Below are 13,657 nucleotides of genomic sequence, written 5' to 3' on the forward strand. Positions count from 1 at the left end.
TGTGCGATGCTCGACCATGTGTCGATGCGCCAGGTGAGCCCCGTCTTCGTCGGCCGCGGGCCGGAGCTGTCCAAGCTCCGCTCGCTGCTGGCCAGCGCGTCCCGGGGCGAGCCCGCGGTGGTGGTCGTCGGCGGGGACGCCGGGATCGGCAAGTCCCGGCTGATCGAGGAGTTCGTCCGGCCGCTGCTGGACCCGGACCCCGCCGCCGGCGATCCGGGCTCGGCTTCCTTCAGCGACGTGCGGGTGCTCATCGGCGGCTGTGCCGAACTCGGCGACGAAGGTGTGGCCTACGCCCCCTTCGCCGCCGCGCTGCGCCAGCTGCTGCGCGACTTCCCCGGCGCCTTCGGGGACGGCGACGGCGTGCGCCGCCGCGAGCTGGCCTGGCTGCTGCCGGAACTGGCCGAGGGCCTGTCCGGCGACGACTCCCCGCGCGGCGGCATGATGCGCCCGGCAGGCATGGAGCGCCACAGCGACGCGCTGCCGGCCGTGACGCGCGCCGGTGAGCAATCCGTACGCGGGCACCTCTTCGACGCCGTCCTGGGGCTGCTGGAGGACCTCGGCTCGGCCGAGACCCTGCTGCTGGTCCTGGAGGATCTGCACTGGGCCGACCGTTCCACGCGCGATCTGCTGGGCTTCCTGTCCCGGTCGCTGCGCGACTCGCGGGTCCTGGTGGTGGGCAGCTACCGCACCGACGACCTGCACCGCGGCCATCCGCTGCGGCCGTTCCTGGCCGAGCTGGACCGGATCCGGGGCGTGCGGCGGATAGACATCGGCCCGCTGACGACCGGCGAGACCGTCGAGCAGCTCGCCGCGATCTACGGCAAGACCGGCCGGGATCTGCCGCCGGGGTTCGCCGAGGAGGTGTTCGCGCGCGCCGAGGGGAACCCGTTCTTCACCGAGGAACTGGCGTGCGCGGCCGACGGCTCCAGCCTGATGCCCTCGGACGTCAGCGGTTTCGCGCTCTCCGACACCCTGCGGGACCTGCTGCTGATCAAGGTGGAGCAGCTTCCCGAGCCCACGCAGCGGATGCTGCGCCTGCTGTCGGCGGCGCTGCCGCCGGTGGACCACCGGTTCCTGCTCCTGGTCACCGGGGCCACCGACGACGAGCTCAACGAGCAGATCCGCCCGGCGTTCCAGGCGCACATCCTGGTCCCCGGCGAGAGTCCGACCAGTTATCGGTTCCGGCACGCCTTGCTGCGCGAGGCCGTGCACAACGAACTCCTTCCGGGCGAGCACTCGGCTCTGCACCGCAAATACGCCGAACTGCTGGAGGCCGAGCCGTCGCTGGTCGCCGCGGAGGCCCGGGAAGTCGAGCTGGCACACCACTGGTATTCGGCAAGGGACTATCCGCGCGCCTATGACGCGGCGGTGCGGGCGGCCGAGGCCGCGGACGCGCGGTACGCGTACGTCGAGGAACACCAGATGCTGGAGCGCGCGCTGGACCTGTGGGACCAGGTGCCCACGCCCGGCCTGGAGTACGCCCGGCTGCTCTACAAGACCGCCTGTGCCGCGCACCTGGCCGGCGACCCGCACCGCGCGCTGTCCCTCACGGACAAGGCCCTCAAGCGGGTCGACCCGGAGCAGGACCCGGAACTGGCCGCGCTGCTGCACCACCTGCGCAGCCGGGACCACCACATCCTGGGCCGCGGCGACGGGATGGCGGACATCTGGGCCGCGCTGGACCTGGTGGACGGCGAGCAGTGCCCGCAGGTGCGCGTGCAGATCACGAACAGCGCCTCCTTCATCAAGATGCTGACGTCCGACGACATCGACGCCGCGCTGCGCTTCGCCGAGGAGACCGCGCTGCTGGCCGACAAGATCGACTCGGACCTGTACCGGATCGCGGCGGCCATCACCAAGGGCACGGTGCTGGCCGGGCAGGTCTCCCTGGGCACGCACGAGGAGGGCCTGGCCATCCTGCGGCAGGCCATCATCGACGGTCTGGGCTACGGCGATCCGGGCATCATCGGCCGCGGCTACATCAACCTGTGCAGCGCGCTGGAGACCCTGGACCGGCACCAGGAGGCCGTGCAGGTGGCCCGCGCGGGGCTGGCCGAGCTGAAGCGGCGCGGGGTCCGGCTGCGGGTCGCCGAGAGCATGCTGTGGCTGAACATGGCCGAGTCGCTGATCGCGCTCGGCGACTGGGAGGGCGCGGACGCCGCGCTGACCTCCAGCCTGGACCTGGACCCGCCGGGCATCCACGGCGCCACGACCCACGAGTACCTGGCCGACCTCGCGGTGCTCGGCGGCGACCCCGAACAGGCCCGCAGCGAGCTGGCGCTGGGCTCGCGCATCCCGAGCCGGACCTTCGAGCACCAGTACGCGCTGCCGGGCATCCGCCGCGAGATCGAGAAGGCGGTGTGGCTGACCCGCTCGATCAGCGATGCGCGCACAGCGTTCCAGGTCTTCCTGGACAAGCCGCAGTTCCTGGGCGATGAGCGGTACGCCTGGCGGGTCCTGACCGCGATGGCGATGGCCGAGGCCGACCACGCAGAGCTTTGTCGATCTACACAGCCGACACGTGCCGCGGCCCGCTCCGGCACCTCGGCCGTGGACACCGCGGGCTCGGCGATCGTGGCGGCCCTGGCCGAGCGCGCCGGCCGGCTCCCGGCCCTGACCCCGAGCCAGGCCGCGGCCGCCGCGCAGGTGGCGGCGGAGCTGGCGCGCTGGCGCGGCGTCGCGGGCGCCGCGGAGTGGGCCACCGCGAGCGAGCTGGCCTCCCGCGAGGGCGTCCACGCGCATCAGGCCGCGTACATCAACTTCCGCGCCTCCGAGGCCTGCGCCGCCAACGGCGACCGCGACACCGCCGCCGAACTACTGCGCCGCGCGGTCCGGGCGGTCGCCACCCTTCCGGACGGCCCGCTGTGCCAGGAGGTGCAGGCCCTGGCCCGCCGCGCCCGGCTGGACATCAGCGACTGCATGCCGGAGGCCCCGGCGCCCGGCGGCGGCAAGGGTGCGGACTCCGGCGCGCCGCTGGGACTGACCGCACGCGAGTTGGAGGTGCTGGCGCTGGTCGCGCAGGGCCTGTCGAACCGGCAGATCGGCGAGCGGCTGTTCATCTCGACGAAGACCGCGAGTGTGCACGTCTCCAATATCCTGGCCAAACTGGGAGTTTCCGGACGCGGCGAGGCGGCGGCGGTCGCGCATCGGCTGCGAGTCTTCGAGCAGGCATAGGATTCGCCGCACTCCGGCGGCATCCGTCCTCGATATTCGTTCCCTGAGTCGCGGTCGGCACGCACAGTCACTCCCCGTCGATCGCTTGCGAACCCTGCGCGATCCCTCATTCGGATGGATCGCCCCGCGCCGTTCCCCTGACACGCCCCGGCAGAGGTCCACACTGATGGTTCGCGCGAGTTTCACGTCGTGCGCCGTCCGTCGAAAGGCCGCCATGAAGACACCGGTCATGCCCGCGATCGAGGAGCTGCTGCACGCGGCGTTCGACGCCGCGCCGATGCCGGCGGTCCTCGCCGAAGGCCCCGATCACCTGCTGCTGGCCGCCAACGACGCGTGCCTGGCCGACTTCGGCGCGCCGGCGCTGCGGCGGCCGGTCGCCGAATCGCTGCCGGAGCTGGCCGCCACCGGTCTGCCCGCGGCCCTGGACCAGGCCTACGACACCGGACGCGCGGTGCTGCTGCGGGACCGGATGGTCCGGCGGCGCGGCGGGGACCGGTACTACACGCTGGTGTGCGTGCCGGCCAGCGGCGGCGTCGCGGTGTTCTGCCGCGACGAGACCGAGCGGGTGCGGCGGGAGCAGGCGCTGCTGGAGGAGGAGACCCGCAACCGCAACATGGCGGTGATGCTGCAGCGTTCCCTGCTGCCGCAGCGGATCATCCAGCCGGACGAGATCCGGCTCGCGGCGTGCTACCTGCCGGCGCTGGTGCGCTACGAGGACTCCTCGCTGGACGACGATCCGGTGCTGGAGGTCGGCGGCGACTGGTACGACGCGATCCCGCTGGGCGCCGGCCGCACCGCGCTGGTGGTCGGCGGCGTGACCCCGCAGGCCGGCGGCGTCGGCGTCCGCGCGGCGGCGGTGATGGGGCGGCTGCGCGCGGCGGTACGGGCGTACGCCTCGCAGAACCTGCCGCCCGGCGAGGTGATGTACCACCTGGACCGGCACGCCCTGGACTTCGACGGCGAGCGCACCGGATCCCCGGTCGCGACGCTGGTGTACGCGGTCCACGACGCCGACAGCGGCTCGCTGACGTACGCGAACGCCGGCCACCTGCCGCCGCTGCTGCGGCTGCCGGACGGGTACGTGGTGGTCCTGGAGGGCGCCTCGGGGCCCTCGCTGGGCAGCGGCGACTGGACCTGGCAGGAGGCCGCCGTCGCGGTGCCGTCGGGGTCGTATCTGGCCTTCTACACCCAGGGCCTGCTGGAGCGCGGCACCGGCGATCTGCGGCGGGTGTTCGCCCGCGCGCCGGAGGAGGAGCCGCCCCGCCCCGGCGCGGGCCCGGTGGACCTGGTCCGCGACCACATCCTGGCCTCCATCGACCCGCTCTCGGTCTCCAGCGGCGGCCTGGACCCCGCCGGCGCGGTGCGCACGGACGACGTGGCACTGCTGGTGGCGCACGTCCCGGTCTGGACCGGCGCGCACGCGGCACTGTTCCGTTCAGCCTCGGTGGAACTGGTCGGCGGCCCCGAGATCGCCGCACACGCCCGCAGCTACACCGCCGGCGTCCTGACCACCTGGGGCGTCGCCGAGGACCTCACCGACACCGCGGTCCTGGCGGTCAGCGAACTGGTCGCCAACGCCGTCACCCACGGCACCGCCCCGGTGGTCCTGCGCCTGCGCCGCACCGACCGCCGCCTGATCATCGACGTCGCCGACCAGTCCGACCACCTCCCCCGCCGCCGCCTGGCCCGCGAGACCGACGAGGACGGCCGCGGCATCAGCATCATCGCGGCGGTGGCCGCGGCCTGGGGCGCGCGACCGCTGCCGGAGGGCAAGTCGGTGTGGTGCGAGTTCGAGTTCTGAGGCGCTACGGCCCTGACGGACTCCGGCCTCGAACGGTTCAGGCGATCGCGGCGATGTCGCCGTCGTCGAAGTAGATGGCCTGGTGCAGCCGACCACCCAGCGCCACGGCGTACCGGGCCAGGACCTCCTGGCCGGACACCATGCCCCGCTCTATCTGCGAGATACGGCCCTTGGTGACACCCATCCGGTCGGCCACCTGCTGCTGAGTCAGGCTGCGGCTTCGCCGGAGCTCGGCGAGCCGGTACCCGGTCGCCTCGGCGAGCAGTTTGACCTTCCTCTCGGCAGCCGCCTCCTCGCCACCGGCCTCCGCGACGAACTCGGCGCGGACATCACTCCATTTCACGTACCCGGCCACTGTCAATCCTCCTCTGCGCCATGTTCGTTCAGGTACTGCTGATATCGCTACTCCGCCAACGGGGATCGCCTCGTCATACCATCGCTGCCACTGCCCAGCCTTGTCACCGGCGACAAGCAGAATGGTTGATCGCCAGGGATCGAACGCGAACAAAATACGGACCGTACCCGGGCGCAGCTCTTTGAGATTGGCGATCACCGACCCGCGGATCGTGTCCACCAACGGCCTGCCCAAGCCCGGACCGACCGTGGCCAGCACGTCAAGCGCGTCGGAGACCCGTGTGCGATCGGGGAGGTCCAACGCCCTAATCCAGTCCAACACGAGTATAGCATTCACTAAACCTTGCGTTCATCCCCTCACCCTCCGTACTCACCACCGCCCCTTCCGTCCCTCTCCCCACACCCGCTTCGACGCCGCTCCCCACCGGCCCGTATATTGCAGTGCACCCACAGCCGTCCCCTCAAGATGCCCTGCCGCCCAAGGCGGGTCGGGCGATAGCATGGGACCTCGGGTTGTCGGTCGCCGGCCTTCGCGCGGTCGGCGGGGGGACATCGATCTCAGGAGCTGACGGATGAGTGTGGCGGGCGCTGTCGCCTGGCCGGCGCGCACCATATGGTGGCCGCGTTGGCGTCGTGCGACCGTCGCGAGCGCTCCTGCGAACGGAGTCGCCGCTGTCGTGGCGGCGCTGCGGGAGGCGTTGAACACCCCGACCGAGGATGCCGACGACCTGTCCGCCAGCGGGAACCATCCGCTGGCGATGATCGGCGGGAGCACCGCGCCGCGCGGGCACCGGGCGCTGCAGCCCGGTGACGGGCCGTCGCTGGCCGACCTCTACTACGCGCACCGGCTCTCGCTGGTGCGCCTGGCCATCCTGCTCGTGGACGACAAGGCCTCGGCCGAGGACGTGGTGCAGGACTCCTTCACCGGCCTGTGGCGCCGCTACGGCGACGACCTCACCGGCATGGAGAACCCGCTCGGCTACCTGCGCACCGCCGTGGTGAACAACGCGCGCTCGGTGCTTCGCCGCCGCAAGACCGCGCGCGGCTACACCCCGCCGCACGTGCCGGACGCCGCCAGCGCCGAGTCCGTGGCGCTGCTGTCCGAGGAGCACCGCGAGGTGCTGGAGGCCATGCAGAAGCTGCCCCCGCGCCAGCGCGAGGTCCTGGTGCTGCGCTACTGGTCCGACCTGTCGGAGGCGGACATCGCCGACGCGCTGGGCATCAGCCGGGGCACCGTGAAGTCGACGGCGAGCCGCGGGCTGGAAGCGCTCGGCAAGATTCTCAAGGGCTGAACGTTCCGGGCTCGGGAGCACTCGAGGGCTGAAATACCCCACCACCGTCACTCTCAGGAGTGAATCAGTATCACGGTTTGCCAAATTCTGCTGCGCGGCTGTCGCCCCTCTATTGAGTTCTCTGTTGAATTAGAGCACGCTGCCTTGCTACACCCAACGTTTCTGACGACCCGTCAGGTGGTAGCACTCGATGACCTCCGCGCGCTCACCGCGATTCCGTATCAGTCATGACCGCCACAACCGCCCGATAGCGACGGCGATCGTCGTCGCGGCCCTGTCGCTGTCCCTCGGCGCGTGCGGCGCACGCCTTTCCGCCGACCAGAAAGCCGAGGCCATCGCCTACGGCCAAGGCGCCCACGACGGCTCGCAGAACGCTGACGGCTCCCAGAGCTCCAGCGCCAACGGGACCACCACAGGCGGGACGACCGGTGGCACCACCGGAGGCACGACCGGGGGTTCCTCCGGCGGCAGCGCGTCCGGCGGTACCAGCGGCGGATCGTCCGGCGGCGCGGCGGGCGGCAGCGGTGGCAGCACCGGCGGGGGCACCGGCGGCAAGAGTTCCGGGGGCACCACCGGCGGCAAGACCTCTGGCGGCGGCACCGGCGGTACCGGTGGCACGGGAGGCGGGAGCGGCGGCGGCTCAGGGGGGTCCGGGGGTACCGGCTCCGACACCTGCGTCGGCACCGCCTCCGGCTCCAGCGCCACCGGCGTCACCGCGACCAGCATCAGTCTGGGCAACGCCAGCGACCTGTCCGGCCCGATCGGCGGTCTGTTCAGCTCGGCGCCGCAGGCCGTCCAGGCGTACGTGGCCTACTTCAACGCCACGCACCCGAACGGCATCTGCGGCCGCAAGCTCACCGTGCACTCCTACGACTCGCAGACCTCCGACGCCGGCGACAACCAGCAGACGCTGACCGCCTGCCAGGCCGACTTCGCCCTGGTCGGCTCGGTCTCCGCCTTCGACTCCGGCGGCGCGGCGTCCGCGGCCCAGTGCGGCATCCCGGATCTGCAGGCGGTGAGCACCACCCGGGTCCGGCAGACCTGCGCGGTCTGTTTCGGCACCGACTCCCAGCAACTGCCGCTGGTGCCGCAGGTGCAGCCCGACTTCTGGAACAAGCAGTTCCCGGGAGCGAGCGCCAAGGCCGCGTTCCTGTACGTGGACACCGGGACCACGGCGCAGCAGGCGAAGTCGTGGGAGGCGGCCTACGCCAAGGACGGCTTCACCTGGGTCCTGAACCAGCCGATCGGCGTCTCGGAGTCGAACTACACGCCCTATGTCGTGAAGATGCAGCAGTCCGGCGTGCAGTACGTGCAGTTCCTCGGCGCGTATCAGGAGGCCGCGACCCTCGCGCAGGCCATGCAGCAGCAGGGTTTCACGCCGAAGGTCTTCGTCCTGGACCCGACCGGCTACGACCCGAACTACGTGCAGCAGGCCGGCTCGGCGGCGAACAACACCTTCGTCTTCAGCAACGCGGCCATGTTCGAGGAGGCGGGCTCGAACCCTGAGCTGCAGCTCTACACCAAGTGGCTGCACCAGGTGGCCCCGGGCGCCGCGCCCACCTACTTCGGGATGTTCGCCTGGTCCTCGGCCGAGCTGTTCACCAGGCTGGCCAACCAGATCGGGCCGAACCTCACCCGGCCAGCGATGGTGAAGGCGCTGGCCGGGGTGCACAACTACACCGGGAACGGGCTGTTCGCGCCGCAGGACGTCGGCGGCAAGCAGACCTCCCCGTGCGCGCTGTTCATGCAGTACACCGGGTCCGCGTGGAAACGGGTCTCCCCCGGCTCGGGCTGGACGTGCGGGAACCTCATCAACTCCGGCGTCAACTGAGATCGGCGCCGCCGGATGAATGTCTTCCTCACGTACACCATCCTGGGCCTGGTCATCGGCGCTTCCTATGCGATCGCCGCGTCGGGCCTGGTCCTCACCTACGCCACCACCCGGATCTTCAACGTCGCGCACGGCGCCACCGCGATGGTCATGGCGTTCGTGTACTGGGAGCTGGCCTACAACCAGGGCCTGTCCAACTGGCTGGCGGTGCTGATCGTGGTGTTCGGGGTGGCGCCGCTGTTCGGGGCGCTGCTGGAGCGCTGGGTCATCCGCCGGGTCGCCGACTCCGGGATCGGGGTCACGCTGGTGGTGACCTGCGCGGTGCTGGTCGGGCTGATCGGCGCCGCGGAGAAGATCTGGCCGCCGGGCGTGCACCAGGTGCAGCAGTTCTTCGCCGGGCACGGCGTCACGATGGGCATGGTGCGGATCAGCGGCAACGACCTGCTGACCGTGGCGCTGGCGGTGGTCGTCGGGGCCGTGCTGTGGGCGTTCCTGTCGTTCACCCGGCTCGGCGTCGCGATGCGCGCGGCGGTGGACGACAAGGAACTGCTGGCGCTGCACGGCGGCCGGCCGCACCTGATGTCCTCGATCGCCTGGGCCATGGGCTCGGCCCTGGCCGCGCTGGCCGGGATCCTGCTGGTCTCCGCGCAGCCCAGCGAACTGAACTACATCTCGCTGACGCTGCTCGTGGTGAACTCCTACGCCGCCGCGATGGCCGGCCGGCTGACCAGCCTGCCGCGGACCTTCGTCGGCGCGCTGGTCCTGGGGCTGCTGAACGCCTACGCCTCCGGGTACCTGTGGACCGGCCCCGGCTGGACCGGCTTCCGCGAGGCGATACCCGCCATCTTCCTGTTGTTGATGCTGTTGCTGATGCCGCAGGCCCAACTGCGCGTCGGCCGGCTGGCCGGCGTGGCGGGGGTGCGGACGCCGGAGATGCGCCGGGTGGCACTGGCCTCGGCGCTGCTGCTGCTCGCGGTGGTCTTCGGCAACGCGGTGCTCAGCGAAGTGAACGTGAACCGGATGGCGCTGGGGCTGTGCTTCGCGATCCTGGCGCTGTCGCTGGTGCCGTTGACCGGGTTCAGCGGATACGTGTCGCTGGCCCAGTTCAGCTTCTTCGGCGTCGGGGCGCTGACGGTCGCGAAGCTGCACTCCTCGGCACCGACCGCGATCCTGGCCGGGGCGCTGCTGGCAGCGGTCGCCGGGATCCTGGTGGCGTTGCCGTCGTTGCGGTTGCAGGGCCTGTATCTGGCCCTGTCGACGATCGCGTTCGCGCAGATCATGGACACGATGGTGTTCCAGAACCCGTCCCTCGGCGGGTTCGGCGGGTCGCTGGCGACCAAGCGCCTGGACATGTTCGGCTACCGGTTCACCTCCGACAAGGCTTACGCCGTCTTGGCCGCGGCGGTCTTCTGCTTGGTGGGCGCGGCGGTCATCGTGCTCCGCAAGGGCCGCTATGGCAGGGTCCTGATCGCTTTGCGCGACTCGCCGGCGGCCTGCGCCACGCTGGGCCTGAACCCGCGCACGGCGCGGGTGGCGGTGTTCGCGGCGTCGGCGGCCGTGGCCGGGCTCGGCGGCGGGCTCTACGCCGGACTGCAGAACCAGGTCGGGAGCACGAACTTCCAGTTCTTCAACAGCCTGCCGCTGCTGCTGATCGTGGTGTGCGCGGGAGTGACGTCGGTGAGCGGCGCGCTGCTCGGCGGGATGCTGCTGATGGCGCTGAACAGCTATCCGAGCGTGCAGGCCTATCTGTTCCTGATCCTGGCGGTCGCCGCGGTCGGGCTCGGGAAGCAGCCGAACGGGATCACCGGATGGCTGTTCTCCTTGCGGGACAACCCTTTGGGCGCGCGGCTGGGGATCAGCTCGGCGGGAATCGCCCGAGGTATCGCGAACCGCTCCATAGCGGGTAAGGGTTCTGGGACCGACGACCCGGTCATGGTCGGGGACGGCGCGGAGGTCGAGGCGTGACCCGGTTGGACGTGAAGGACGTGACAGTCCGCTTCGGCGGCGTGACGGCGGTGGACAGCGCCACGATCTCGGCCGACGGCGGCCAGGTGACCGCCCTGATCGGGCCGAACGGGGCCGGGAAGACCACGCTGTTCAACGTGGTCACCGGCTTCCAGCGGCCGACCGCCGGCAAGGTGTTCCTGGACGGCGGCGACATCACGCACACGCCGACGCATCGCCGTGCCAGGCATGGGATCGCGCGCACCTTCCAGAGGCTGGAAGCGTTCGGCTCGCTGACCGTCGAGGAGAACATCCGGGTCGCGGCGGACGCCGTGCGGGCGAAGAACACCAAGCCGGCTCAGGTGACCCGGGGGCTGATCAAGCGGATCGGGCTGGAACGCTATGCCCACGCGCGCGCCGACTCGGTGCCGACCGGCGTCGCACGGCTGGTGGAACTGGCGCGGGCGCTGGCGATCGACCCGGAGCTGCTGCTGCTCGACGAGCCCTCTTCGGGACTGTCGGAGGCGGAGACCGACGCGTTCGGCGAGTTGCTCCGGGACCTGGCGGCGCAGGGTCGGGCCGTGCTGATCGTGGAGCACGACATGGGGCTCATCATGCGGGTCTCGAACCTCATCCATGTGCTGGACCGGGGCAAGCTCATCGCCTCCGGGACGCCGGCGGAGGTGCAGGCGGATCCGTTGGTGCGCAAGGCGTATCTCGGCGAGGACGAAGAAGAAGAAGAGAACGAGGAACAGGAAGAGAAAGAGTCCGGAGGCTGGTTCTGATGGCGCCGATCCTGGAGCTGGAGAACGTCCACGCGGCGTACGGCCGTATCGAGGTGCTGCACGGCGTCGACCTGGCGGTCCCGCGCGGCGCCGTGGTGGCTCTGCTCGGGCCGAACGGGGCCGGGAAGACGACGCTGATGAAGGTGTGCTCGGGACGTCTGCGGGCCACCTCAGGCCACGTACACCTCGGCGGCTCGCACGTGAACAACGCCGCCCCGGACGCCTTAGCCCGCGCCGGCCTGTGCACGATCCCCGAGGGCCGCGGCATCTTCCCGAACCTGACGGTCGCGGAGAACCTGCGGCTGTCGGGACTGGCGGGGCAGTCCTCGGCGGCGGAGATCTACGAGACGGCGTTCAGCCGGTTCCCGCGCCTGGCCGAGCGCTACGACCAGCTGGCCGGCTCGATGTCCGGCGGCGAGCAGCAGATGCTCGCCATGGCCCGGGCGCTGGTGACCAATCCGGCGGTGCTGCTGGTCGACGAGCTGTCGATGGGGCTGGCCCCGCTGATCGTGAGGCAGTTGTACGACGTGCTCGGGCAGATCGCGGAGCAGGGCGTGACCGTGGTCGCGGTGGAGCAGTTCGCCGACATGGCGTTGCGGGTCGCGGACTTCGCGGCGGTGATGACGCACGGCAGGATCGTGGCCTTCGACGAGCCGGAGGTCATCCGGCGGGATCTGGCCGCGTTGTATCTGGGAGGTGCGGCAGCGTGAGTACTGGGCCATCAGGAAAAGCTGGGCCATCCGAAAAGGCTGGGCCATCAGGAAGGTCACGGAGTTCAGGGGTGCGGCGGGGCGGTGCGGCCGCCGCGGCGGTGGCGCTCGGGGTGCTGACGGCGCCCGCGGTGTGGGCCGGGCCCGCGCCGGCGCCCAGGCCCGCGGACGGCGGGTCGCCGCCGGGGCTGGGCGGCTGGACGATCTCGGCCTCGGCCGCGCCGGTCACCATGGAGATCTACGACCCGAAGATCCCGATCCCGGCCCAGCCGGGGCAGCCGAACCTGGAGTTCGACCTGTCCTACACGCGGGCCAGCTACGGGTCCGGGCCGACCGGGGCCGCGACGGCCAGCTGGCTGTGGCCCGGGGACGCGATCGCGTTCGGGCTGGGGCAGCTCTTCAACAGTCCGAACGTGAAGTACCCGATCCTGACGAACGTGCAGTACCCGGGCAGCACCCCGGACGCCACGATGCAGCCGATCCCGGGCTCGTACATGCAGTCCCACACGGACGGCAACGGGTCCACGTCGGTGTCGACGTTCGGGCTGCCGCTGCCGGGGACCGGGCCGTCGCTGCCGGGGCAGGCGCCGTCGAGCGCGCCGTCCTCGGCGCCGTCGTCCTCCTCCGGCGGCCTGCTCGGCGGGCTGCTGCCCCAGCCGCAGCTGCCGGACCTGGGGTCGCTCATCCAGTTCCTCACCGGCCAGTCGGCGCTGGTGGACGTGCAGGGCGAGCGGTCGCAGTCCTCGGCGACGGTGACCAACGGCAAAGCCGTGGCCACCGCGGAGTCCGACGCCGGGAAGCTGCTGATCCTCGGCGGGCTGATCGAGTTCGACGGCCTGAAGGTCACCTCGCAGAGCACGTCGGACGGCGTCAGGGGCGCCTCGACCGGGAACGTCGACTACGGCTCGATGTCGGTGGCCGGGGTGAGCTTCGGCATCACCGCGAACGGGATCCAGACCCCCTTCGGCCTGATCGCCCTGCCGCAGCTGCCGGACGCGATGAACCAGCTGCTGGCGCCGCTGGGCATCTCGGTGGCGCTGCCGGCGGCCGGCGACCTGTCGAAGGACACCGCGGGCGAGATGTTCAGCCACGGCCTGCAGGTCACCATCGACACGGCGAAGCTGAAGGCGATGCTGCCGCTCACGCCGGTGCTGAACCAGCTCTTCGCCCAGATCCCGCCCTCCCTCACCCAGCAGCTGCCGCCGCAGCTGAGCCAGATCATCAGCATCCTGCCCCAGCTGGCCCCGAAGATCGTGCTGACGGTCGGCTCGGCGAAGTCCAAGGCCGACGCCTCGCAGGCCATCGCCATGACCGGCGGCACCACGACCGGCGGCACCACCGGCGGCACGACCACCGGCGGCTCGACCAGCACGACCGGCGGCACCACGGGAGGCGGCACGACCACCGGCGGCACCACGACCGGCGGCTCCGGAACGAGCGGCACCACCGGCGGCACGGTCGGCGGCGGAGGCGACAGCGGCGCGGGCACCGTCGGCGGCGGCACCACGGGAGGCGGCACAGCCGGCGGCACGACAGGCGGCACCACCGGCAGCACGGTCCCGAACCCTCCGCTGCAGAACACCGCCGCGAAGGTGACCCCGGCAGCCTTCGGCGGCCTGTCCGGCCAGCTGATGCTGGGCGCAGCGGCGGTGGCCTGCGTGGCGGCGTGGGGGCTGCGCAAGTACAGCACGCTGCTGTTCGGCGGCGCGGGCTGCGAGGCGGGGCACTCCACCGGGGTGCCGGACCTGCGGGAGTTCGAGGAATGA

The 13,657-nt window shown here is 71.4% G+C and carries 9 protein-coding genes and 1 pseudogene; 8 read left to right on the plus strand and 2 right to left on the minus strand.

Annotation, left to right across the window (positions count from 1 at the left end; translation table 11 throughout):
* Positions 1 to 24 precede the first annotated feature (24 nt).
* Both ABIA35_RS19685 and ABIA35_RS19690 read left to right on the plus strand, forming a co-directional pair.
* Positions 25 to 3,174: an AAA family ATPase gene (locus ABIA35_RS19685; RefSeq protein WP_370358837.1), complete on the plus strand. Its 3,150-nt coding sequence runs from the start codon at positions 25 to 27 to the stop codon at positions 3,172 to 3,174.
* Between the two features lie 214 nt (positions 3,175 to 3,388).
* The gene (locus ABIA35_RS19690; RefSeq protein WP_370335686.1) at positions 3,389 to 4,975 is read left to right on the plus strand and encodes a SpoIIE family protein phosphatase; all 1,587 of its coding nucleotides are present in this window, start codon (positions 3,389 to 3,391) and stop codon (positions 4,973 to 4,975) included.
* Positions 4,976 to 5,012: 37 nt separating this feature from the next.
* Here ABIA35_RS19690 and ABIA35_RS19695 read toward each other — a convergent pair whose 3' ends face one another.
* Positions 5,013 to 5,330, minus strand: a complete 318-nt coding sequence (locus ABIA35_RS19695) for a helix-turn-helix domain-containing protein (RefSeq protein ID WP_370358838.1) — start codon at positions 5,328 to 5,330, stop codon at positions 5,013 to 5,015.
* A 2-nt stretch (positions 5,331 to 5,332) separates the two neighbouring features.
* A pseudogene (locus tag ABIA35_RS19700) lies at positions 5,333 to 5,666 on the minus strand (type II toxin-antitoxin system RelE/ParE family toxin).
* A gap of 421 nt (positions 5,667 to 6,087) precedes the next feature.
* Between ABIA35_RS19700 and ABIA35_RS19705 the strand changes: the two are divergent.
* The 6 genes from ABIA35_RS19705 to ABIA35_RS19730 all read left to right on the plus strand — a co-directional run bounded on the left by ABIA35_RS19705 (position 6,088) and on the right by ABIA35_RS19730 (position 13,657).
* Positions 6,088 to 6,621 carry an RNA polymerase sigma factor gene (locus tag ABIA35_RS19705; protein ID WP_370336466.1) on the plus strand — a complete coding sequence of 178 codons (534 nt, stop codon included), beginning with the start codon at positions 6,088 to 6,090 and terminating at the stop codon, positions 6,619 to 6,621.
* 190 nt (positions 6,622 to 6,811) lie between these two features.
* On the plus strand, positions 6,812 to 8,452 hold the full coding sequence (locus ABIA35_RS19710; protein ID WP_370358839.1) for an ABC transporter substrate-binding protein: 1,641 nt from the start codon (positions 6,812 to 6,814) through the stop codon (positions 8,450 to 8,452).
* Between the two features lie 15 nt (positions 8,453 to 8,467).
* Positions 8,468 to 10,417, plus strand: coding sequence for an ABC transporter permease (locus ABIA35_RS19715; protein ID WP_370358840.1), 1,950 nt, complete (start codon positions 8,468 to 8,470; stop codon positions 10,415 to 10,417).
* Positions 10,414 to 11,181: an ABC transporter ATP-binding protein gene (locus ABIA35_RS19720; RefSeq protein ID WP_370358841.1), complete on the plus strand. Its 768-nt coding sequence runs from the start codon at positions 10,414 to 10,416 to the stop codon at positions 11,179 to 11,181. The genes ABIA35_RS19715 and ABIA35_RS19720 overlap by 4 nt, the downstream gene beginning before the upstream one ends.
* The gene (locus ABIA35_RS19725) at positions 11,181 to 11,891 is read left to right on the plus strand and encodes an ABC transporter ATP-binding protein (protein WP_370335696.1); all 711 of its coding nucleotides are present in this window, start codon (positions 11,181 to 11,183) and stop codon (positions 11,889 to 11,891) included. The genes ABIA35_RS19720 and ABIA35_RS19725 overlap by 1 nt, the downstream gene beginning before the upstream one ends.
* A 71-nt stretch (positions 11,892 to 11,962) precedes the next feature.
* Positions 11,963 to 13,657, plus strand: coding sequence for a choice-of-anchor P family protein (locus ABIA35_RS19730; protein WP_370358843.1), 1,695 nt, complete (start codon positions 11,963 to 11,965; stop codon positions 13,655 to 13,657).

The sequence above is a fragment of the Catenulispora sp. MAP12-49 genome (assembly GCF_041262705.1).
Lineage (GTDB): Bacteria > Actinomycetota > Actinomycetes > Streptomycetales > Catenulisporaceae > Catenulispora.

What these genes read in the sequence shown, in the direction of transcription:
- ABIA35_RS19705 (WP_370336466.1), top strand. Translation starts at nt 6,088, where the DNA reads ATGATCGGCGGGAGCACCGCGCCGCGCGGGCACCGGGCGCTGCAGCCC.
- ABIA35_RS19690 (WP_370335686.1), top strand. Translation starts at nt 3,389, where the DNA reads ATGAAGACACCGGTCATGCCCGCGATCGAGGAGCTGCTGCACGCGGCG.
- ABIA35_RS19715 (WP_370358840.1), top strand. Translation starts at nt 8,468, where the DNA reads ATGAATGTCTTCCTCACGTACACCATCCTGGGCCTGGTCATCGGCGCT.
- ABIA35_RS19725 (WP_370335696.1), top strand. Translation starts at nt 11,181, where the DNA reads ATGGCGCCGATCCTGGAGCTGGAGAACGTCCACGCGGCGTACGGCCGT.
- ABIA35_RS19710 (WP_370358839.1), top strand. Translation starts at nt 6,812, where the DNA reads ATGACCTCCGCGCGCTCACCGCGATTCCGTATCAGTCATGACCGCCAC.
- ABIA35_RS19685 (WP_370358837.1), top strand. Translation starts at nt 25, where the DNA reads ATGCGCCAGGTGAGCCCCGTCTTCGTCGGCCGCGGGCCGGAGCTGTCC.